General features: G+C 70.0%; 20 protein-coding genes. 12 read left to right on the forward strand and 8 right to left on the reverse strand.

Annotation, left to right across the window (positions count from 1 at the left end):
• Positions 1–16: 16 nt before the first annotated feature.
• Positions 17–1,360 carry an alkaline phosphatase family protein gene (locus tag C470_RS02610; protein WP_008365080.1) on the reverse strand — a complete coding sequence of 448 codons (1,344 nt, stop codon included), beginning with the start codon at positions 1,358–1,360 and terminating at the stop codon, positions 17–19.
• Between the two features lie 137 nt (positions 1,361–1,497).
• On the opposite strand from C470_RS02610, the gene C470_RS02615 reads away from it, so the two are divergent.
• From C470_RS02615 to C470_RS02635, 5 genes are all read left to right on the forward strand, one after another.
• Complete coding sequence (locus C470_RS02615) at positions 1,498–2,469, forward strand: phosphoadenosine phosphosulfate reductase family protein (RefSeq protein WP_008365082.1); 972 nt, start codon at positions 1,498–1,500, stop codon at positions 2,467–2,469.
• Positions 2,470–2,927: 458 nt separating this feature from the next.
• Positions 2,928–3,932 carry an arsenic resistance protein gene (locus tag C470_RS02620; protein ID WP_008365083.1) on the forward strand — a complete coding sequence of 335 codons (1,005 nt, stop codon included), beginning with the start codon at positions 2,928–2,930 and terminating at the stop codon, positions 3,930–3,932.
• Between the two features lie 131 nt (positions 3,933–4,063).
• The gene (locus tag C470_RS02625) at positions 4,064–4,792 is read left to right on the forward strand and encodes a type 1 glutamine amidotransferase (RefSeq protein ID WP_008365086.1); all 729 of its coding nucleotides are present in this window, start codon (positions 4,064–4,066) and stop codon (positions 4,790–4,792) included.
• A gap of 126 nt (positions 4,793–4,918) precedes the next feature.
• A complete protein-coding gene (locus C470_RS02630; RefSeq protein WP_008365087.1) occupies positions 4,919–5,824 on the forward strand; it encodes a 4Fe-4S binding protein in 906 nt (301 codons plus the stop codon).
• A gap of 246 nt (positions 5,825–6,070) precedes the next feature.
• Entirely contained in the window at positions 6,071–6,991 is a 921-nt protein-coding gene (locus C470_RS02635; RefSeq protein WP_008365089.1) for an NAD(P)/FAD-dependent oxidoreductase, read from the forward strand.
• A gap of 98 nt (positions 6,992–7,089) precedes the next feature.
• Here the strand turns inward: C470_RS02635 and C470_RS02640 are convergent, their stop codons facing one another.
• Positions 7,090–8,355 carry a saccharopine dehydrogenase family protein gene (locus tag C470_RS02640; RefSeq protein WP_008365091.1) on the reverse strand — a complete coding sequence of 422 codons (1,266 nt, stop codon included), beginning with the start codon at positions 8,353–8,355 and terminating at the stop codon, positions 7,090–7,092.
• A 146-nt stretch (positions 8,356–8,501) separates the two neighbouring features.
• Between C470_RS02640 and C470_RS02645 the strand changes: the two genes are divergently transcribed.
• Positions 8,502–8,765, forward strand: coding sequence for a hypothetical protein (locus C470_RS02645; RefSeq protein ID WP_049908538.1), 264 nt, complete (start codon positions 8,502–8,504; stop codon positions 8,763–8,765).
• Positions 8,758–8,967: a hypothetical protein gene (locus C470_RS02650; protein ID WP_049908349.1), complete on the forward strand. Its 210-nt coding sequence runs from the start codon at positions 8,758–8,760 to the stop codon at positions 8,965–8,967. The genes C470_RS02645 and C470_RS02650 overlap by 8 nt, the downstream gene beginning before the upstream one ends.
• A gap of 41 nt (positions 8,968–9,008) precedes the next feature.
• Here C470_RS02650 and C470_RS02655 read toward each other — a convergent pair whose 3' ends face one another.
• Together C470_RS02655 and C470_RS02660 are read right to left on the reverse strand one after the other, a co-directional pair.
• A complete protein-coding gene (locus C470_RS02655; protein WP_008365092.1) occupies positions 9,009–9,569 on the reverse strand; it encodes a hypothetical protein in 561 nt (186 codons plus the stop codon).
• A 121-nt stretch (positions 9,570–9,690) separates the two neighbouring features.
• Positions 9,691–10,605, reverse strand: a complete 915-nt coding sequence (locus tag C470_RS02660) for an NAD-dependent epimerase/dehydratase family protein (protein ID WP_008365094.1) — start codon at positions 10,603–10,605, stop codon at positions 9,691–9,693.
• Positions 10,606–10,699: 94 nt separating this feature from the next.
• Here C470_RS02660 and C470_RS02665 point away from each other — a divergent pair, with 94 nt between their 5' ends.
• The 3 genes from C470_RS02665 to glmU all read left to right on the forward strand — a co-directional run bounded on the left by C470_RS02665 (position 10,700) and on the right by glmU (position 13,653).
• Positions 10,700–10,915, forward strand: a complete 216-nt coding sequence (locus C470_RS02665; protein ID WP_008365096.1) for an antitoxin VapB family protein — start codon at positions 10,700–10,702, stop codon at positions 10,913–10,915.
• A 77-nt stretch (positions 10,916–10,992) separates the two neighbouring features.
• A complete protein-coding gene (glmM, locus tag C470_RS02670; protein ID WP_008365097.1) occupies positions 10,993–12,360 on the forward strand; it encodes a phosphoglucosamine mutase in 1,368 nt (455 codons plus the stop codon).
• An 84-nt stretch (positions 12,361–12,444) separates the two neighbouring features.
• Positions 12,445–13,653, forward strand: a complete 1,209-nt coding sequence (gene glmU, locus C470_RS02675; protein ID WP_008365099.1) for a bifunctional sugar-1-phosphate nucleotidylyltransferase/acetyltransferase — start codon at positions 12,445–12,447, stop codon at positions 13,651–13,653.
• A 24-nt stretch (positions 13,654–13,677) separates the two neighbouring features.
• On the opposite strand, the gene C470_RS02680 is transcribed toward glmU, so the two are convergent.
• Positions 13,678–15,876: a hypothetical protein gene (locus tag C470_RS02680; protein WP_008365101.1), complete on the reverse strand. Its 2,199-nt coding sequence runs from the start codon at positions 15,874–15,876 to the stop codon at positions 13,678–13,680.
• A 152-nt stretch (positions 15,877–16,028) separates the two neighbouring features.
• On the opposite strand from C470_RS02680, the gene C470_RS02685 reads away from it, so the two are divergent.
• Positions 16,029–17,192 (forward strand): sensor histidine kinase, encoded by a 1,164-nt coding sequence (locus tag C470_RS02685; RefSeq protein WP_239638550.1) that lies wholly within the window; start codon positions 16,029–16,031, stop codon positions 17,190–17,192.
• A gap of 11 nt (positions 17,193–17,203) precedes the next feature.
• Here the strand turns inward: C470_RS02685 and C470_RS02690 are convergent, their stop codons facing one another.
• From C470_RS02690 to C470_RS02700, 3 genes are all read right to left on the reverse strand, one after another.
• A complete protein-coding gene (locus C470_RS02690; RefSeq protein ID WP_008365105.1) occupies positions 17,204–19,204 on the reverse strand; it encodes a glycosyltransferase family 2 protein in 2,001 nt (666 codons plus the stop codon).
• Positions 19,201–20,295 (reverse strand): hypothetical protein, encoded by a 1,095-nt coding sequence (locus tag C470_RS02695; protein WP_008365107.1) that lies wholly within the window; start codon positions 20,293–20,295, stop codon positions 19,201–19,203. The genes C470_RS02690 and C470_RS02695 overlap by 4 nt, the downstream gene beginning before the upstream one ends.
• Positions 20,296–20,471: 176 nt before the next feature.
• Entirely contained in the window at positions 20,472–20,852 is a 381-nt protein-coding gene (locus tag C470_RS02700) for a response regulator transcription factor (protein ID WP_008365109.1), read from the reverse strand.
• Positions 20,853–20,943: 91 nt separating this feature from the next.
• Here C470_RS02700 and C470_RS02705 point away from each other — a divergent pair, with 91 nt between their 5' ends.
• Positions 20,944–22,119 carry a sugar phosphate nucleotidyltransferase gene (locus tag C470_RS02705; RefSeq protein ID WP_082226633.1) on the forward strand — a complete coding sequence of 392 codons (1,176 nt, stop codon included), beginning with the start codon at positions 20,944–20,946 and terminating at the stop codon, positions 22,117–22,119.
• Position 22,120 lies beyond the last annotated feature (1 nt).

Raw genomic sequence — 22,120 nt, forward strand, 5'->3', positions numbered from 1 at the left:
GCCGACCTCGGCGCCCTCAGCCCAGCAGGCTCTCGCCGTCGAACTCGGCGTCGACGTCGACGTCCAGCAGGTCGAGGACCGTCGGCGTCACGTCGAAGAGATTCGCGTCCGTGAGGTCGAGGTCGGGATCGGTCGAGTACAAAAGCGAGTTCTCGAACTTGTGCATCCCGTTGCGGGGTCCCTCGGTGAAGACGGCCTCTTTCCCGCCGAACCCGGACTTGAGGTCGAACCCGTCCGCGGGGATGACGACGAGGTCGGGGGCGATGTCGTCGTGGTCGCCGTCGAAGACGGTCTCGCCTTTCACGATCCGCTTGCACACCCGCCGGCCGTCGGGACCGGTGAGCGATTCGAGGTCGTCGATGAGCTCCTCGCGCGTCGCCTCGTACTCGGATTCGGGGACGACGCCCTCCGGTTCGCGGCCCTCGAGGTTGAGGTAGAAGCGGCCGGGGATGAGCGAGTACGCGCGCGTGTCGCCGTCGATGTCGGTCAGCGAGTCGTGGTCGTCGTCCGCGTAGGAGAGCCACCCCTCGTCGGCGAGGAACTGGTTGAAGTTCACCTCCCAGTTCAGCTCGGTGAACCCGTGGTCGGAGGCGACGATCAGCGTGGTGTCGTCGTCGAGCGAGTCGCGGATCTCGCCGATGTACCCGTCGAGCCGTCGGTAGAACTCGAGGAACTCGTCGGCGTACTCGCCGTCGGTCGCGTAGTCGCCGAAGAGGAAGTGGTTCACTCGGTCGGTGCTCATGAAGACGCCGAAGAAGAGGTCCCAGTCGTCCTCCGCGAGGTAGTGGTCGAACGCCTCGTACCGGGCGTCGAGCGTCGCGTGCGCGTTCTCGATGAATTCCGTCTTGTCGTCGTCGTGGCCGAGCTTGGCGTTGACGTCGATCTTGTAGTCGAAGCCGTCGAGCGTCTCGCGGACCGACTCGTCGCTCGACGCCGACTCCAGGTCGGGCGAGAGGAAGCCGGAGACCATCCGCTGGATCCGCGTCGACGGCGGGAACGTGACGGGGACGTTAAGCACGGTCGCGTCGCGGCCGGCGTCGGTGACGCGGTCCCACAGGCGGGTCGCCTCCACGTGGCGCCCGAGCGGGACGTACGTCTCGTAGGAGTCGCGCTCGCGGTCCTGAAAGCCGTACACGCCCGTGGCACCGGGGTTCACGCCGGTCGTGAGGCTCGGCCAGCACGCGCTCGACTCCGGCGGCACGATGCTCTCGAGGCGGCCCCCGGAGCCGGTCTCGGCGATCTCGGTCAGGTTCTCGAAGACCTCGGGGTGGTCCTCGACGAGGTCGAGCGGTACGCCGTCGATCCCGAGGAAGACGACGCGCTCGTCGTCGTCGCCGCGGAGCCGGTCGAACAGACCCATGTCCGGTGATTCCGGGGCGGCCGGCATATCCCTTGTGTTCCGCGAAACGGCGGCGGAGAGCGGTCTCCGGTCGGCACCCCCTCCGGGCGGCCGCGATTCAGAAAGCCTATTCGTCTCGGCGGCGACAGCTACGCCGTATGAGCGACGACTTCCCGGCGAGCGTCGACGTCGATTACGCCGACGGCGAGGGGGAGACCCCCGACGACTACCCGTCGATCCAGCACAAAATCGAGAAGGCGGTCGAGGTCACTCGCCGCGGGCTCGAACAGTACGACAACCCCGCGGTGATGTGGACGGGCGGGAAGGACTCCACGCTGACGCTGTACTTCATCAATCAGGTCGCCGAGGAGTACGGCTACGAGAAGCCGACCGCCGTCTTCATCGACCACTTCCAGCACTTCGACGACATCACCGACTTCGTCGAGCACTGGGCCGACGAGTGGGATATCGACCTCGTGTACGCCCGCAACGAGGACGTCGGCGACTACGTCGAGGAACACGGCCTCGAACCGGGCGACGACATCCCCGTCGACGCGCTCTCGGAGCACAACCAGCACCACATCCGGGAGATCCTGGAGTTCGAGGAGGACTCGTTCCCGTTCCTCTTGGACACCTACGTCGGGAACCACCTGCTGAAGACGGTCGCGCTCAACGACGCGCTCGAAGCGCACGACATCGACGGCGTCATCTCCGGCGTCCGCTGGGACGAGCAGGAGGCCCGCGCGGACGAGACGTTCTTCTCGCCGCGCCACGACCCCGATCTGTTCCCGCCGCACGACCGCATCCAGCCCATCCTCCAGTTCGCGGAGGCCGACGTGTGGGACGCCTTCTGGAACTTCGTCGTGCCGGACACCGTCGAGGCGTTCCCCGACGAGGGGTACATCCCGCAGGCCGACGACGACCTGCCCGAGGGGGTCACCCGGGAGGACGTGCCGATCTCGCCGAAGTACTTCGCCGGGTTCCGCTCGCTCGGCAGCGAAGTCAGTACGGAGAAGACGACCGAGGAGCCCGCGTGGCTCCAGAACCTCGAGGACACGACCGAGCGCGCCGGCCGCGCCCAGGACAAGGAGGACCTGATGGAGCGCCTGCGCGACCTCGGCTACATGTAACCGCGCGAGCGACGCGCGGTCCGCCGACCCACGATCTTCTCTTCGATCTGAGTCCCACGCTGTCGAGACTCCCGCGGGGCAGAACTACCTCTTCGTTCGGTTTTAACTGGCAGATCGGCGGCATATTATTGGACATATCGAACATCTTCGCGTCGGGGTGCGTTCTCGAAATTCGACTCTCCACATTCGCGACTGCCAGCTGATTCAGCCCCACAGTGCGCGTTTATGCGGATACAATCACGACGGACGGCGGCCCGAACGAGCGACAGTGGAATTGTTCCAACCACACATTTTTGGTCGTGTCGCACGTTACTGTGTATCGAGTCCCGAAGCCGGTCGGAGGCGTCGAGGGCCGGCTGACCGGATGCCCGAGAGATGACTGACCGTACGCCCGCCCGAATGAAGAGCGCGTATCGCCACGGCAACCGCCCGCGTCGCGAACCGCACACGTCCCTCAGATGATACGGCCGTTCCTCACCGGAATCAAGGAGAACCTCATCTACGTCGTCGTCGCCTCGCTGGTCGCCGGGCTGGCCTTCGGCCAGGTCGCGGGCTCGGGGACGAAGGCGCTCCTGCGAGCCGCAGTCGTCCCGATCCTGTTCCTGATGATCTACCCGATGATGATCAACATCGACCTTCGGGAAGTGATCAACGTCCGCGACCACGCCGGTCCAGTGGGGTTGAGCCTGCTGATCAACTTCGGCGCAGCGCCGCTGTTCGCGGTCGCCCTCTCGCGGGGCTTCTTCGGCGGATCCGTCGAGTACGCCGTCGGTCTGTACTTCATCGCGCTCATCCCGACCTCCGGGATGACCGCCGCGTGGACCGGGCTCGCCGACGGCGACCTCGAGGCGGCGCTGGTCGCGATGGCGGTCAACCTGTTGGCGGCGATCGTGATCCTCCCGGCGTACCTCTCCGTGCTCGTGCCGGCCGACATCGGGTTCGACCCCTCGGCGCTGTACCGACAGCTCGCGCAGGTGGTGGTCGTCCCGATGGCCGCCGGGACGGCCACTCGATGGCTGTTGCTCCGCCGGTATTCCACAGCTGGTTTCAAGCGCCTGAAGCCGCTGTTCGGCGGACTGTCGTCGCTCGGCGTGATGCTGATCGTGTTCGTCGCGATGACGATGCGGTCCGGGCAGATCCTCGCGGACCCCGTCGCGTCGGCGGTGACGGTCGTCCCGCTGGTGGTGTTTTACGCGGCGGTCCTCGGCGTCGCCGCGGCCGCCGGACGGACGCTGCTCGACCCGCGACGCGGCGTCGCGCTCGTGTACGCGACCAGCATGCGAAACCTGTCGATCGCGCTGGCGATCGTCGTCGCCGGGGACGCGGTGCCCTCCGGGGCGGTGTTACCGATCGCGCTGGCGTACGTCATCCAGCCCCCGCTCGGCGCGGTCTACATGCATTACCGGCGCGACGTCGTCGGTGAGGGACTGTCCCTCCGCGAAGCGATCGCGGAGATCGTCTGAGCGGGCGGGCGCCTCGCCGCCGCGGTCCACACCGAACGGGCGCAGCCGGCTCTCGTCTGATCGACATCGATAGTGTGTGTATAGTACATTACACACAAACTTATTTGGCCGTAGTGCGCCTCGGTAGACACATGAGCGTAACGTTCGCAGTGATCGACGCGTCGGTGGGGGAGACGCCCGCGGAGTCGAACCTCCGTCGGGAGCTCGACGGGGAGGTCGTCGTCTACAAGGCGAGCGAGGGCGAGTTCCCGCCGTCGGTGTCGGCGTCCGAATGGCGGTTCGACGGCGTCGTCATCAGCGGGTCGCAGACCTCGGCGTACGACGACCGCGACTGGATCCACGAGCTGACGGAGTGGATCCGTCGGGTCCACCGGGCGGACGTCCCGACGCTGGGCATCTGCTGGGGACACCAGTTCCTCGCGCAGGCGCTGGGCGGGCGCGTCGTCGACATGGCGGAGTACGAACTCGGGTACGAGCGGATCGTGCGCCTCGGCGACGACCCGCTGTTCGAGGGGCTCCCGGAGCGGTTCGTCAGCTTCGAGACGCACTCCGACCGCGTCGCCGAACTTCCCCCGGGCGCGGCGACGCTCGCACGCAACGGCCACGGCGTCCAAGCCTTCCGCCTCGGGAGCACCTACGGAGTACAGTTCCACCCGGAGTACGACCGCGAGACGGCGGTCTGGGTGACGGAGGGGAAGGACCTTCCGGACGATCGGATCCGCTCCGTGCTGGACGGGATCACGGACGAGTCCGTCGAGGCGGCGCGGACGAGCAAGCGGGTCTTCGGCAACTCCCGGCGACTCGTCGAGAACCACCAGCCCGTTCGCCGGGCGGGCCCGATCCCTCCTCGGACGAGGTGACCGCCGAACCTCGCGACGGGCCGGAGTCGCGACGGATGAGCGGCACGGCACAGCAGCCTTGTGTAGAATTGTGTTCTTTCCAAACTACTAAGTCTGACGCGCCGGATAAGATCGTCCGCGTCGAAGATGAGCCTGCGAGACCGAGCGAGCGAACTCGTGGACGGGGTGCGGTCGGTGACGGCCGGTGAGCGAACGAAGCGACTCGTCGAGAGGGTCAGACGGGTACGCGACGGGGAGCCGTGGTTCGACAAGCGGGGGCTCGACACGATCCGCCGGCGGCCGGTTGACGATGACTCGATCGAACGACGGCGACGCTGGCAGCGCTACCTCGGCGTCGCCTTCGTCGGGTTGCTCGCGGCCGCGTTTTGGTACCCGCTCGTCGCGGGGGTCGGTGTCGTCGGCTGCGCCGCCGCGGCGGTCGGCGTCGGCGCCGTCCGCGGCCGGTTCTACTGTAATCACCTCTGTCCGCGTGGCGGGCTGCTCGACGGCTACGTCCGCCTGTTCAGCCGTGGCAGGCGGACACCGGACTGGTTCAAGCATCCGCTGACCCGCGCGGCCGTGGCCCTGACGGCGTTCGGACTCTTGGGGACAGGACTCCACGCCGCGTGGCGGCAGGGCGGGTCGCTCGGCGTGCCCTTCCTGACGATGCTCGGCGTCAGCACGCTCGTCGCGGTCGGCCTCGGGGTCGCCTATCACCAGCGGGCCTGGTGTCAGATCTGCCCGGCCGGGACGCTCTCGCACGCCGTCCACCGCGTCGCGGAGGCGCTCGGTCGCGACCCGGCGCCGCGCGTCGAGGTCGACGCGGACGCCTGCGTGAGCTGCGGTCGCTGCGGGACGGTCTGCCGACAGGAGATCCGTCCGGGGCAGTACGCCGAGGGCGAGGTCACGGACCACGGCGACGTGTTCTCGCCGGGCGGTCTCGAGGGGTCGACCCGCGAGGTCGACGGCGTCGTCGATCACGCCGACTGCCTCCAGTGCGCCGCCTGCGTCGAGGAGTGTCCGACGGACGCGCTGTCGCTCGACGAAGAGTAGCCGACCGCGACCCGACGGCCCGCCTTCATCGCCCAGCCGGGAATGTGTGGAACCTACACAACGAGGCCGCGCTGGTGCCGGTCGCGTCGATCGTCGGCGAGTGGAAGGGGGCGTCGAGGAGTACAGAACCGGTCGTCGAGAGCGCTTCGGGGCCGGAATCATCGACGGCGGACCGATGCGGGTCGACTCTTGCACGCCCAGCGGGCGCAACGCATAAGGTAGTATAGTGCGTTTGTTACAATACAGATGTCTGGTGTCGCGATCATCGGCGGCGGACCGACGGGACTGAACGCGGCCATCTACACGGCCCGCGCGGACAAGCGAACGCTCGTGTTTGACGACGGGGGCGGGACGACCCGGGACGTGGACACCATGGAGAACGTCTACGGGTTCCCGGAGGGCGTCACCGGTCCGGAGCTCGTCGATCTGGGGCGGGAACACGCCCGGAAGTACGGGGCCGAGATCGTCGAGGAGGAGGTCGTGCGGATCGAGCCGGAGGGCGAGCGGTACCGCGTCGAGACGACGGTCGACGAGTACGTCGTCGACGGCGTCGTCATCGCGACGGGCGCGGACTACGAGCGGCCGGCCATCGCGGACGTCGAGGCGTACGAGGGCCACGGCGTCTCCTACTGCGTCGAGTGCGACGCGTACTTCTACCGCGACAGCCCCGTCGCGGTCGTCGGCAACGACAACTACGCCGCGACGGAGGCGCTGATGCTGCTCGATTACACCGACGACGTCCGAATCCTCACCAACGGGTCGTCGTTCGAGGCCGGCGAGGAGCTCAAAAAGCGGGTCGACGACGCCGGGATACCTGTCATCACCGACGACCTCGACCGGCTCACGGGCGAAGAGGTCCTCGAGGCCGTCGTGACGAAGGCGGGAGACGAGATTCCGGTCGACGGACTCTTCGTCGCGTTGGGTACCGCCGGTGGCACCGACCTCGCGGAGATGCTCGGCGTCCCCGTCGACGGCGACGACATCGTCACCGACCCCGACCAGTCGACAGCGGTCGACCGGGTGTACGCGGCGGGCGACGTCACCGGCGGCCACCAGCAGATCGCGACCTCCGTCGGCGAGGGCGCCCGCGCGGCGATCAACCTGCTCGAGGAGCTCCGCGGCGCCGACTACATCGACTACAAGAAGCTGGACTCGCAGCCGGCCTGACCGGCTTACTGGCCGAGGGGTGGCCCGGGCCCATCGGCTCTGTGTCCCCAGCGGTGTGGGGCAGACGGGGGTTCCGAGCCGACGCTCGGATCAGCGGATCAGCGGTCGTCAGACGCCTCCCCGACAGACGCGGTGAACCCGACCTCGCGGAGCCGCTCCGCGAGCGGGAGCCCGATCCCCGACGCCGGGGTCAACACGCCGCCGTCGAAGGGGGAGTCGACGTCGCCGCGCGCCAGGCACGCGGCCGACTCGCCGAGCATCCGCGCGGTCGCGCCGTAGCCCGGGTCGCGGTCGGTGCCGAACTCGGCCTCGACGGTGAAGGGACCGTCAGCGCCCGTGCCGCGCCCGAGAAGTCGGATAAGGAAGCTCCCGGCTTCCGCTTCCTCCCGCGTCGGCCCCTCACCGGGGTCGGGGAAGACGTGCCGTCGGAGCGCCGAGCGCAGCGGACCGACGGACATGGCGGCCGTGAACGCCCCGAGACCGCCGGCGACGAGGCTCGCCGTCGCAGCGCCCCGCAGCCCGGTGCCGGTCGGGACGACCTCGGTACACCGGAACTCGCGCCCCCACGGGTAGCCGAGGAGCGCGTTGCTCCGGCGCACCACGCGCTCGTTCACCGGCGCCATCGGCGAGGGGGCCGTCCACTCGCCCCGCAGCGCGTCCCGCCGCGGCCGGCGCTGTTCGCCGGGGTCGACGCCGCTCCGCTCGTCGCGCGGCGCCAGCGAGTAGGGGTTCCGGAGCGTCTCCCGGGCGAGCGGGTCGGTCGCGGCCGCCTCGAACAGCTCGCCGAAGCTCGCCAGCGTGCCGCCGCTGACGCTTCCGCTGCCGCCGTCGAGGTAGATCCGGACCGTCTCACAGGGCGCGCCGTAGCTCTCCCTCGCGAACGACTGGACGAGCAGCGTGCCCAGGTCGGCGGGGACGGAGTCGAACCCGCAGCTGTGGACGATCCGGGCGCCGGACTCGACCGCGGCCTCGTGGAACCGGTCGACCGTCTCGCGCACCCAGTTCACCTCGCCGGTGAGATCGCAGTAGTCGGTACCGGCCTCGACGCAGGCCTCGACCAGCGGCGTCCCGAGGCGGGTGTACGGGCCGACCGTCGTACACATCACTCGCGTGTTCCGAGCGATGTCCCGCAGGCTCTCGGTGTCGGTCGCGTCGCCCACGACGACGGGCACGTCGTTCCACGCGTCGCTGCGACGGGTGAGGTCGGCGACGAGGTCGTCGAGCTTCCCCCGGTTCCGCCCGCCGACGGCCAGCGAGAGCTCCGCTGGGTCGTAGCGCTCCGTGAGGTACTCGGCGGTGAACCGTCCCGCGACCCCGGTCGCGCCCCACACCACGACGTCGTGCGTCGGATCGGCGTCAGTCATTCGAAGAGCGATACGGTCCGCCGGCGGTAAACTGGTTGGATCGCGGACCCGTCGAGCGGGTAACCGAGCGAGAACGGGGAAGAGGCGGGCGGCGCCGACCCCGCGGGACGCGCTACCTCTTTACATACACAGCCGCAACGACTGGTATGCCAGTCGGCACTCGGTTGTCACTACAGCTCGCGGACTTCGGGACTCGATCGCTCGTCACGCACGCGCTCATGGCGGTGGGGTTCGTGGGAGCGGTCGTCACGGGACTGTTCGTGGAGGGGCAGGTCGGCACCGTCTCGATGGCGGCGTTCATCAACTTCACGGCCGGGCTGTGGATCTGTCAGTCGATCCACTCGCTCGGGAACGCCGCCACCGACGACGAGTACCAGGGCGTCCTCAAGGAGATCCTCAATCGTGTCTAACGAACCCGGATTCGACACCGGCCGCTTCGGGCGAATCTTAGCGCTCGTCGGCTTCGTCACGACCGTCTTCCTGTTCCTCACCGCGCAGCGGCTGTCCGGTGACGCCTTCCAGATCGGCGCCGTCGCCATCGGGATGGTGGGGCTGGTCACCGCGATCATCGGCTTCCTCGTCGCCGCCGGCAGCGCGGTCGACGCGTCCTGACCTCCTTCGAACGCACCCCGCTCCGGTCGGTGAGAACGACGCTACGAGCGGTCGTCCGGCAGGGCTCCTGAGAGGAGCCCGGACACGCCGAGCCGTTCGAGCGATTCGCGGGCCTGCTCCGTGTGTTTCTGTCGTTTTTCCGGTTGGCTCGCCACGAGCGTTTCCAGCCGCTCCGCGATCCGGTCCCGGTCGTCGCTGAGATCGGCCATTCCGAGACCGACGGCGAGCAGGTCGAACGCGTCGGCGGCCGAGATGCGGACCCGTCCATCCGGGTCGTCGAGCGCGTCGAGCAGGAACGAGACGTACCGTTCGCGCTGGTCGGCGATCGCGGCCCGAGACGCGTCCTCGACGTCCAGCGCGTCGTGGCCCTCGGGGTGGCGCTCGACGCCGAGATACGCCTCTCGGAGCGTTCGGACGACCGACTGGCGGACGTACCCGTCCGCCGCGTCCTCGAAGACCGGGCGGCACGCGTCGAACAGGTCGTCGTAGAGCCTGAACCGCGCGGTCACGTCGAGATCGCTGAGATCGTCGATGACGCCGTTCGTCTCGTCTGCGTCCGCGGCGGCGAGCGTCTCCGCGATCGCTTCGGGATCGGGGGTCATGCGTGTCGTATCGGCACCGCGATTGAAAATAGCTCGCCGGTTCGTCGGTGGCGCTCACGAGAAGCCACCACTGTGCCACGGCGCGCGCACGACGGCTCCCACCCTCGACCGCGAACGCCGGTCAGTTCTTGTACGGCTCGCACACCAGCTCGACGCCCTCCTCGAAGCTGATTTCCGGCTCCCAGCCGGTCGCCTCGTGGAACGTCGAGTAGTCGGCCATCGTGTCGTGGACGTAGCCGTCGAACGGGCACTCGATGTACTCGGGGTCGACGTCCGTCCCGAGCGCGTCGTTGATCATCGCGACCATCTCGTTGAACGAGTACGCCTCTTGGGTGCCGACGTTGTAGACGCCCGTCAGCTCGTTGTCGGCCGCGAGCTCGCAGGCGCGAGCGACGTCCGAGACGTGCGTGAAGTCGCGCGTCTGGCTGCCGTCGCCGAACAGCTCGGGCGCCTCGCCGTTGGCGATCTTGTCCGCGAACTGCGCGACCGTGTTCGCGTACTCGCCTTTGTGCTCCTCGTTGCCGCCGAAGCCCTGGTACACCGAGAAGAACCGGAGGCCGGCCACGTTCATGTCGTGGTGGTTGGCGTAGTACTCGGCGTAGCGCTCGCGGGCGAGCTTGGAGGCCTCGTAGGCGGTGTGGGCCTCCACGTCCATGTCGACCGGCGAGGGCTCGGTGCGGCTGCCGTAGATCGACGAGGTCGAGGCGTACACGACCGTCTCGCAGCCCGCCTGCTGGGCGCGTTCGACGGTGTTGACGAACCCTTCGACGTTGACGCGGCAACCGCGCTGGGGATCGTTCTCGTGCATGTTCCGCGAGGAGAGCGCGGCGAGGTGGAAGACGACGTCGACGTCGACGGGGAAGTCGCCGTCCACAACCGAGGCCTCGACGAACTCGACGTCGTCGTCGAGGTTCTCGGGCGTGCCGAGGTAGGTGTCGTCGACCGCGATCACGTCGTTGTCGCTTGCGAGGCGGTTCGCGAGGTTCGACCCGATGAACCCGGCCCCGCCCGTGACGAGGACGCGTTTGTCCTGCATATTCCGTTTTGGTCGGAGCACCGGGATTATCGTGTCGGTTTCGGCGTCGGCAGGGGGTCCGAGATTTATCACCGGCGGAACTCACACGGGAATCATGAAACGGATCGAGGTCAGCGATGAGGTGTACCGTCGGCTCAAGCGTGAGAAAGGCGATCGGAGCTTCAGCGAGGTGATCGGGGACGCGCTGGACGGCGGTGAGAGACTCGCAGACGTGACCGGGCACCAGGTACTCGACCCGGAATCGGCTGTCCCCTTCGAAGCCGACGCAGAGCGACCCAGCGACGGCACGCCCGATTCCGAGGATACCTGATCGAGCCCTCGGCGGTCGCAACGGGTGACCGATTGCCACCCCGAACCGTCTTTGCGGTGGGTAGCGATGTCCGGGGTATGTTCGGAACCAGCGGCGTTCGCGGTCCCGTGGGCGAGGAGGTCACGGCCGACCTCGCGCTCGATGTCGGCCGGGCGCTCGCGACGGACGGCGCGGAGACGGTCGTGGTCGGCCGCGACGCGCGAGACAGCGGCCGGATGCTCGTCCGCGCGCTCGTGGCGGGCCTCACCGAGTGCGGGGCCGACGTCGTCGACGTCGGCGTCGAGGCGACGCCCACGGTCGCCCGCGCCGTCGCCCGCGAGGGCGCCGACGCCGGCGTCGTCGTCACCGCCTCGCACAACCCGGCGCCCGACAACGGGATCAAGCTCTGGACCGAATCCGGGCGCGCGTTCGGCGACGAGCGCAACGCTCGGATTACCGACATCGTCGAGGCGGAGTCGTTCGCGCTCGCCGGCCACGACGGGATCGGCGCGGTCGAGGAGCGCGACGTGGTCGCGGGCGGCGACGCCCGGCGCCTCCACGAGCGCCCGCTCCGCGAGACCTGTCTCTTATACACATCTCTNGAGACGGTCTCGCCGCCTGACGACCTCTCGGTGGTCGTCGACCTCGGCAACGGCGTCGGGCGCGTCACCGCCGACGCGCTCCACGCGGCCGGCTGCGACGTCGAGACGCTCAACGGCCAGCGCGACGGGCGGTTCCCCGGGCGACCGAGCGAGCCGACCGCGGCGAACTGCGAGACCGCCTGCGAGGTCGTCGCGGCGACCGAGGCCGACCTGGGGGTCGTCCACGACGGCGACGCCGACCGCATGATGGCGATCGACGAGCGCGGGCGGTTCGTCGCCGGCGACGCGCTGCTCGCGCTGTTCGCCCGCCGCGAGGCCGGCGACGGGGACCGCGTCGCGGTGCCGGTGGACACGAGCCTCCTCGTCGCCGACGCGCTCGCGGAGGTCGGCGCCGAGGTGACGTACACGCCCGTCGGCGACGCGTACGTCGCCGCCGAGGCCGCCAAGCCGGACGTCGCCTTCGGCGGCGAGCCCAGCGGCGCGTGGATCTGGCCCGAGCGGACGCCCTGTCCCGACGGGCCGCTCGCGGCGTGCGTCCTGACCGCCCTCGTCGGCGCCGAGGGGTCGCTCGCCGCGCTCGTCGACGACCTCCCCGACTACCCGATCCGCCGGGACTCGATACGGACGGACTCGAAGCGGGCGACCGTCGAGCGCGTCGCGGAACTGGCCGGCGAGGAGTTCGACGACGTCTCGACGCTCGACGGGATCCGCGTCGGGACGGACGCGGGCTGGTTCCTCGTGCGCGCGAGCGGCACCGAGCCGCTGGTGCGGATCACCGCGGAGGCGCGCGACGAGGGCGACGCGGAGGGGCTGTTCGAGACGGCGCGGGAACTGGTCGAGCGGGCTGCCGCGAATCTCGACTGACGACCCACATCGATGCGCGGCCCGACCCGCGACCGCCGCCGCCGACCGCAGGCGATAAGCCCCGCCCCTTCGTCGACCTCGGACATGTACGGAGTCGTGCTCGCGGCCGGCCGCGGGACCCGGATGCGACCGCTGACGGACCGCCAACCGAAACCGCTTCTCCCCGTCGGGGACCGCTCGCTGCTGGAACGGGTGTTCGACACGGCCCGCGACGTCGTCGACGAGTTCGTCGTCGTGACGGGCTACCGCGGCGAGGCGATCCGGGAGGCGATCGGCGAGTCGTACCGCGACCGCCCGGTCCACTACGTCGAGCAGGCGGAAGCGCTGGGTACCGCCCACGCCGTTGCGCAGGCCGAACCCGTCGTCGACGACGACTTCCTCGTGCTCAACGGCGACGTGGTCGTGGACGCGTCGCTGCCTCAGGCGCTCGCCGACGCGGGCGCGCCGGCCGTGGCGGCCACCGAGGTCGACGACCCACGGGCGTACGGCGTGCTCTCGACCGCCGCGGACGGCTCGCTCGCGGACATCGTCGAGAAGCCCGCCGACCCGCCGACGAACCTCGCGAACGTCGGCTGCTACGCGTTCGAGCCGGAGGTGTTCGACTACATCGACCGCACGCCCGAGAGCGAGCGCGGCGAGTACGAGATCACGACGACGATCGACCTCCTGCTCGGCGACGGCCGCCGGATCGACGTGGCGCGGTACGACGGCACCTGGCTCGACGTCGGGCGCCCCTGGGAGCTGTTGGAGGCGAACGAGCTGACGCTCGCCGAATTCGACGACGAGCGCGAGCTCGAGGGCACCGTCGAGGAAGACGTTCACCTCCACGGACCGGTCGTCGTCGAGGAGGGCGCGCGGGTCCGCTCGGGCGCCTATATTGAGGGACCGGCGCTGATCCGCGAGGGCGCCGACGTGGGGCCGAACGCCTACGTCCGCGGGGCGACCGTCGTGGGGCCCGGCGCCCACGTCGGCCACTCCGTCGAGGTGAAGAACTCGGTGCTGATGGCGGACGCCTCGGTCGGCCACCTCTCATACGTCGGCGACTCGGTGCTCGGCCGCGCCGTCAACTTCGGCGCGGGGACGAACGTCGCCAACCTCCGGCACGACGGCGAGAACGTCCGGCAGACGGTGAAGGGCGACCGCGTCGACACCGGCCGGCGGAAGCTGGGCGCGATCGTCGGCGATGAGGCGAAGACGGGGATCAACACCTCGCTGAACGCGGGCGTCGTGCTGGGCGCCGGCGAGACGACCGGGCCCGGCGAGGCGCTGACGCGCGACCGGCTCTCGGAGTAGCGCCCGGTCGACGCGAGGGCGGGCTCACTCCCCTCGCCGCGCGTACCGATCGAAGACGTCGGCGACCGCGTCTGCCGACTCCTTGAGCCGCTCGCTGTACGCCGGGCGGTCCCACGTCGGCGGCTCGAACGCGAGGGAAGACAGCGCGCCGTCCGCGACGCCCGGGACCGCGTGCGTGAGGTTCGTGGGGGCGTCGAGCGACCGTGCCGTCCCCTCTGCGTCCGCGGGGACGTACGAGGCCGCGGCGACGTCTATCGACTCGATCGTCTCGTAGGTGTCGAGCCCGTCGGTCCAGAGGTCGGCGAGTCGCCGCCGACGGCTCGGGTCGGCCACGTTGAGCAGCCCCCAGGGGATTCGGAGCTCGATCGCGTCGCTCGACGGGGCGACGTGGACGTCGGCGAGCGAGTCGTATTCTGGCGACTCGGGGTTCCCGTTCCCGTAGCGCAGCCGCCCGGTTTCCACCGACTCGAAGGGGACGTACTCGTCCGTCACCGGCACGGTGTACCCGCGGTTGATCACCAGCCGGAGCGGGGTGAAGTCGCCGGGGTCGGGGTCTCGGTACCGGTCGAGGTCAAGGCCGGCCTCGGCGCCGTACTCGAACGCGAAGGCGTCGTAGCGGGGGGACACCGTCATCCGCGAGTCGTCGGGGCCGCCGAGCCGGACGACGAAGTCGGCGGGCGCCGCCCCGCCGACCCCGTACGGGAGCGCCCGCGCGTCTGAGTCGGTGGTCCCGAACGAGACGAGGTAGTTGGTCGCGTCCCAGTCCGGGTCGCCGTCCAGCTCCGCGAACTCGAGCCGGACGTTGAGGTACGCCGCGTCGCTCGCCGCGCGGACCGCGGTCAGTTCGCGCGCCGGGTCGGCGCCGTCGCCGAGCCGGATCGGGTCGCGCTCGGGCGTCGCGGCGGTCGCGTCCGCCCACGCCTCGGGCGATCCGTCCAGCGGCACCGCGTCGGCCGGGTCGAACGCGAGCAGCCCGAACCGCTGTTCCGGCGTCTGGACGTTCGACCAGAACGGCCGCCGGTTCGGGTCCGAGAAGGGCGCGAGGTTCCACGTCCGCTTGAACCACTCGTCGTGCCAGCTGAAGACGACTCCGCCCGCAGTCCCGGCCTCGCGGATGTCCGCGTACATCGCGGCGAGGATCTCGCCCTGCTCGGCTTCGGTGAGGTGTCCCTGGTCGCGACCGTGGACGTCTCGTTGCGCGATCCCGCGGGACGCGGGGACGCCGAACTCCGCGACGAGCAGCGGGTGGTCGGTCGCCCCGACGAGGTCGTTCAGGTAGCCCGCGTAGCTGTTCGGCTCCCCGCGGTGGTCCTCGTAGTCCACGTACTCGGGCGTCTCGTTCAACAGCGGCGGGTAGTACGGATAGACGTGGTAGGCGGCGAAGGTCCCGGGGTCGTACGCGTCCGTCGCGACGACGGCGTCGGGGTCGACGGAGACCGCGTCCTCGTTCGGGAACGGCTCGTACGGGTGCTCCAGCGGGTCGGTCGTCACCCAGTTCGTGAACGCCGCGGGCCGTTGTGCGTCGTACTCGTCGGCCTCGTACGCGACGACCGCGTCGAGGCGGGCGGCGAGCCACGCCTCGAACGGGGAGCCGTCGGGCGCGGCGAGGAACTCGCCGTCGTAGCCGCCCGGCACGTTCACCCGGTCCGTCTCCGCGACGACCGCCGGCGGCCACTCGATGCCGGCGACGTACCCGAGGACGGCGTCGCTCACGTCCGCGTCGTACGTCCCGCTCGCGTAGCCGGGCTCCGGCTTGACGGTCGTCGCGCCGTGGACCGCGTCGACGACCTGTCGGATCGAGCGGTCGAAGGCGGCCGACAGCGAGGTCGCGTCGCCCGCCTCACGGAGGGTCTCCTCGCCGATCCAGTTGCCGTGGAGGACGTATATCGGCTCCGCGTGCGAGCGGTTGTACGCCGCGAGCGCCCGGTAAAACGCCGGCGGGTGGACGGTGTACACGCGGACGACGTTGACGTTCAGTTCGCCCATCAGTTCCAGCCAGCGGTCGTACTCCGCGCGGGTGATCGCCGCCTCGCCCGGGAACCGCCCGGGCTTGGCCATTCCGAGGTTCACGCCGCGGACCGACAGGGGCTCGAAGCCGCCGCCGTCGACCGCGACCTCGAAGCCGTCGTCGCCGATGCGGAACTGCCGGGAGGGACCGTCGCCTCCCGACCCGTTGGCGTCGCCGCGGAGGCCGCAGCCGGCGGTGCCGACCGCCCCCGCCACCCCGACGCGACCCAGGAAACGGCGTCTGCGCACAGTCTCACCTACGGAGGGAGATGGTTAAGGCTACTTCTCCGACGGGGCGGCCGCCGAACCGAACTCGCGCTTTTATCAGACGGGCGCACCTACCGTCGGTAACGACCTGCTTGCTCACCATGTCATCGCATACGGTCCCCGCTGATCCATTCAAGAGCCTGCTGGAGTTGACCGCGACCGACCTCTCGGCCGAAGAGCGCATTCGGAAGGCGATCGACGTCGGCCGGGAGTACCTCGGCGTCGACAACGGCGTGCTCTCGTACACCGGCGACGGCCGGTACGAGGTGGTCGAGACGAACATCCAGAGCGGCCCCTACGCCCGGAGGGGCGTCGTCGACCTCGACGGGACGTGGTGTCGCCACGTCGTCGAGAGCGGCGAGCCGCTCGGCTTCGCTGACGCGCGCGACAGCGAGTACCGCGACGACGACGCGCTGGAGACGACCGGGCTCCACTGCTACGTCGGCGCCGCAGTCGACATCGACGGCGAGACGTACGGGACGCTCTGCTTCTCCGACGCGGAGCCGCGCAACGACCCGATCACGGAGTCTGAGCGCGACTTCGTCGCGGTGCTCGCGGAGTGGGTGGGCAGCGAGCTCGAACGGCAGAAGCACTACGCCGAACTCCGCGAGCAGAACGAGCGGCTCGACGAGTTCGCCGGCATCGTCGCCCACGACCTCCGAAACCCGCTGTCGGGGGCGATCGGGTTCACGGAGCTCGCACAGGACCACGTCAGCGGGCAGGCGGCCGAGTTCCTCGATCGCGTCCGGGGTGCGCTCGACCGCATGGAGTCGATGATCGCCGAGTGCCTCATGTTGGCGAAGGAGGGGACGGACGTCGGCGAGCGGACGCGGGTGGATCTCGATGGAGTCGTCCGGAACGCCTGGGACACGGTGCGGACGCGCGACGCGACGCTGTCCGTCGACATCGCGACGGGGACGACCGTCCTCGCCGACGAGATGCGGCTTCAGCGGCTCTTCGAGAACCTCTTCCGTAACTGCGTCGAACACGGCGGCCCTGACGTCGCGGTGACGGTCACCGGCGACGAGGGCGGCTTCGCGGTCGCGGACGACGGGCCGGGACTCCCGACGGACGTGGAACACGCCCTCACCGCGGCCGACGCGGAGAACATCAAGTCGTTCGGGCTCGGCCTCCTCGTGGTCCAGCGCGTGATCTCGGGCCACGGCTGGGACCTCGCCGTCGACAGCAGCGACGAGGGGACCCGCTTCGCCGTGAGCGACGTCAACGCCGCGGAGCCGGTCCACGAGGCGCTGGCCGCGGGCTGATTGCCGGTGGACTACTCGGCGGGGTCGGCCGCGTCGATCACCCAGACGAACCCCTCGTCGCCGGCGCCGGCCGCGGCGTCGCGGGCCCAGACGAACCCGCCGTCGCCCGTACCGAGCGTCGGGTCGGTCGTCCAGACGAAGCCGCCGTCGCCGAGGCCCTCCGAGAAGTCCGTCGTCGCGGCGAGCCGCACGCTCCCGTCGTCGGCGGCCGCGAGGACGTAACCCCCATCGCCCGCGCCGAGCGCGGGATCGGTCACCCAGACGAACCCCCCGTCGCCGCCGCCGGCCGAGAAGTCGGCCGTCCAGACGAACCCGCCCTCGCCGACGCCGACGGTCAGGTCCGCGACGGACGCGAACGCGCCGGGCTGCCCGTCGCTCGCGATTCGGTCGAGCCACCGGAGCCCGTCGGTCCCGGGCTCGTCGGCGAGCCAGTCCACCCAGACGAAGCCGCCGTCGTCCCCGTCGTCGTGGGCGGCCGCGCCCGCGTCGGCGGCGTCCGTCTCGCCACCTGTCGTCGTCACGGGCGCGTCTCCGCTGCCCGCCGCCACGCCGCCGGCCGCAGCGGCCGCGCCCACCGCCGGGCTCTCGGACTCCCCGTCCCCGAAGCCGCGTCGCTCCATCACGCCCCACGACTGCTCGCCGCGGAGGAACTCGATCAGCCCGTGCCAGGCCACGATCGTCTTCCACTGACGGTAGCCGAAGTTCTCCAAGATGCCGTACCAAAGCAGCCTAACGACGTCCCACGGCGACTCGTAGCGGTTGTAGCTCCACACCTCGCTGAACACGCCGAACCACGAGAGGAAGACGCCGACGCCTACGGTGAGCAGCAGGAAGGTGAGGAAGAACTCGACGTTGAGGATACCGAGGTACCACCCGAGCGGGAGCAGGACGTAGCCGAACCCTTCGATGAGCGGGCCGAGCGCCTCCGCGGCGGTGAAGAACGGGAGCACGACCGTGCCGACGCGGCCGTAGCGCCGGCGGAAGAAGAGGCCGCGGCTGGCGATCACCGTCTCCAGCATCCCGCGGTACCAGCGGCGCCGCTGGCGGCCCAGCGACCGGAGCGACTCCGGCACCTCCGTCCACGCGACGGGCTCGGGGACGAACTCGATCCGGTAGTCGACGTCGTTGTCCGAGAGGTGCTCGTGGAGGCGGACGACCACGTCGAAGTCCTCCGTGATCGTGTCGTGACGGTAGCCGCCGATCTCGCGGACGCGGTCCGTCCGGAATACGCCGAACGCGCCGGAGATGAGGATCAGCCCCTTGAGCCGGGCGAGCCCCAGCCGGCCCGAGTAGAAGGCCCGCAGGTACTCCATCACCTGGACCCCGGCGAGCCCGGTCTTCGGTAGGTTGACTTCCTTGACTTGGCCGTCTTGGACGACGCAGTTGTTGGCCACCCGGATGGTGCCCCCGCTGGCGACGGTCCGCGAGGAGTCTTCGAGGAAGGGCGCGACCACGTCGAGCAGCGCGTCGCGGTCGATGACGGTGTCGGCGTCGACCGCGCAGAACAGCTCCTTCTCGGTGAGCCAGATCCCGGCGTTGAGCGCGTCGGCCTTGCCGCCGTTCTCCTTGTCGACGACCAGGAGGTTCTCGTGGGTCGCCGAGCGGTACACGCCGCGGATCGGCTCCGACGGCACGTCGTACGGGACCTCGGCGTCGACCGGGCGCAGCCCGAACGCCTCTTCGAGCCGGTCGAGGGTGGCGTCCGACGATCCGTCGTTGACGACGACGATCTCCTGGTCGGGGTAATTAAGCGCGAGCATCGAGCGCACGCTCTCAACGATGTTGGCCGCCTCGTTGTACGCCGGTACGACCATCGCGACGCCTGGGTAAAACGGGGTGTCAAACGCGCGAAACGACGGGTTCCACGACGACTCCCGGACGCTGTCGCGGAGCTGGAACAGCGCGAGCACGTGGATCAGCAGGTAGCCGGCGTTGATCAGCAGGTAGTACGTGACGATGAAGACGCCCGAGCCGACGACGAGCGTCGTCCCGATGCCTTCGAGCGTCGTCATCCGCGCACCTCTCCGTGGAGCCGCTCTCGGTCACGGGAAATATCGCGGGCCAAGCGGTCAAAGCGGGCGTGTTCGGCCGCCCACGCCCACGCGATATCGAACGAAGCCGTGTCGAAAGCGGGCGTCTCAGAGTCGACCGCGGCCGGATTATCGCCGGCGGGGATCGGGTCGGCCGTCTCACGGTCGCCCGGGCGTGGCGGTGCCTTCGGTGCCGGCGCGGCCTCCGGCCCGTGCTGGGCCACCAGCGTCTCGGCCGCGGCGACCTGCGCCCGCGGGTCCGGGTCGACCGTCCCGGCCGCTTCCAGCGCTGCGAGCGCCGGCGCGTCGCCCCACATGCCGAGCGCCCGATAGGCGTCCGTACGGACCGCCGGCGCCGGCTCATCGGGAATCGCATCGAGGTCTATCGCGTCGCGGAGCCGGCGGTTCCAGCCGTACGCGCCCAGCGCCCGCCACGCGGCTGCCCGCACGCTCGGGTCCCGGCTCGACAGCGCCCCAACGACCCACGAGAGGTCGGCGCCGCCGACCACGGTGGTGAGGTGGCGGACGACGCGCAACACCTGTCGCTGGAGCGCCGGCTCCCACGCCGCGAAGTCGGCGGCCGCCCGCTCGAAGAACGGGACCGGGTCGCACTCGGCGACGCGGTACAGCGTGTCGACGCCGAACACCGAGAACGGCTCGGGCTCGTCGCGCAGCAACAGATCGACGCCAGTCGTCGCGCAGTCATCCGTCCTAGCCGCGTACAACACCCGGGCGGCCGCGGCGCGCTCGCGCGCCGTCTCGGTACAGTGTGCTCGGAGCAGGTCGCGGTCCGGGGCGTCGCGGAGTAGCGCGAGCCAAACCAAGGCGTGGCTCCGGGTCCAGTAGTCGCCGTTCGCGATCTCGCGACGTGACCGCTCGTGGATGCCGAGCGCCCGTCCGAGTCCGGCCAGCGTCTCGGCGTCGCCGCCGTCAAGCTCGCGGAGGTACACGTCGAGCAACGACTCCAGCTCATCGCGTTCGGGCGCCGAGAGGCTGGTGACCCATGCGTCCCACGCCGGCTCGTCGCGGCCGTAGAGCCGGGCGAGCAGTTCCGACCGCAGCGCGGCACGCATCGCGTCCTGACGCCGACGTCTGCGGGCCGCGACAAGCGAGTAGCCCAGGGTTATGAGCGCCGCCGCGGCCAAAAGCGAGCCCAGTATCAGGACGCCAAGCGTGAGTACCCACGGTTGGGGGCCGATGATGGGACCGTAGACGGTCATCAACGTCGACGGGGCCGCGGACAACACGGTTATCTCCCGACCAGTCGGTCGATTCGGACCAGCAGCTCGTTCGGACTGAACGGCTTCGTGAGATACTCGTCGGCGCCGGAGTCGAGCCCCTCCAACACGTCGGCCTCCTGCCCGCGCGAGGTGAGCATCACGACGGGAACGTCGGGGTCGACAGCGAGCTCGCCGCGCCGGATCGTCCGCAGCACCTGCGTGCCCTTCATCCGGGGCATCATCACGTCGAGGACCACGACGTCGGGGGCCGCGGCGTCCTCGTTCAGCGCCTGTCGACACTCCTCGCCGTCGTGACACACCGTCAGGTCGTAGCCCGCGTTCGACAGCTTGTACTGGAGGATCGACCGGATCGTCTCGTCGTCGTCCGCGATGACGGCCGATTTCGACACGGTCAACGTAGACACGTTCGATACTTTACTCTTCTCCAACGGCTCGCCACTGCGCGAGCGATTTAAAACCCGGGCGGGACACGGGTACGATATGACTACGGACTCCGTAACCGCGGTGATCCTCGCCGCGGGTGAGGGACGGCGGTTGGCGCCGCTGACAAATCGACGCCCGAAACCGATGGTCCCCGTGGCGAACCGCCCCCTGCTCGAACACGTCGTCGAGGCCGTCACGGCGACGGCGATCGACCGGATCGTCCTCGTCGTCGGTTACGAGCAAGAGCGGATCCGGAACCACTTCGGTGACGGCGACGACTGGGACGTGACGATCGAGTACGTCGAACAGACCACCCAGCTCGGCACCGGCCACGCCGTCCTCCAGGCCGAACCGGTCGTCGACGGCCCCTTCGTCGTGCTCAACGGCGACCGGATCGTCGAGCCGTCGGTCGTCACCCAGATGCGCGACCGGGCGCTCGACGGCGACCTCCCCGCGATGGCGGTCACGACCGCGGCGAACCCGCGCGAATACGGGGTCGTCACCCTCGACGGCGACCGCGTGACAGCGATCGACGAGAAGCCGGAGGGTCCCGTGGAAACCAACCAGATTAACGCCGGCGTGTACGGGTTCTCGACCGACGTGTTCGACGCGATCCGCGAGACGCACGCGACAGGCGAACTGGCGATCACGGCGACGCTGAACGATCTCGCCGCGAGCGAGTCGCTGTCGGCCGTCCGGTACGACGGCCGCTGGCTCGACGTGTCGAACCTGTGGGACCTGCTTACCGTCAACGCAGGGCTGGTTGACGACTCCTCGGCTCCAGAATCCGTGGGCGCGAATCTCGGCGACTCGGTGACCGTCGCCGACGACGTGGCGCTCGCGGGCAACGTGCGCGTCGGCCCGAACGTCACGATCGGCGGCAGCACCGCTATCGGGAGCAACGCGACGGTCGAGGCGGGCGCGATCGTGGAGAACGCCGTGATCTTCCCCGACGCGGTGATCGGCGCGGGCGCGGTCGTCCGGGACGCGATCGTCGCGGGCAACGCGCGGATCGGTCCGAACGCGACGATAGCGGGCGGGCCGGCGACGGTCGTCGTCGGCGACGCGGTCCACCACGGCGTGGAGCTCGCCGGCGTGGTCGGCGACAACGCGACCGTCGGCAGCGGGTCGACGCTCACCGACGGCGCGGTCGTCGGCGACGACGTCGACGCCGACGCGGGGGTCGTGCTCGACGGTCGCGTCGAGTCGGGTGCGGTCGTGCGGAGGGGGTAAC

This window comes from Halorubrum distributum JCM 13561, from assembly GCF_000337395.1.
Lineage (GTDB): Archaea > Halobacteriota > Halobacteria > Halobacteriales > Haloferacaceae > Halorubrum > Halorubrum distributum.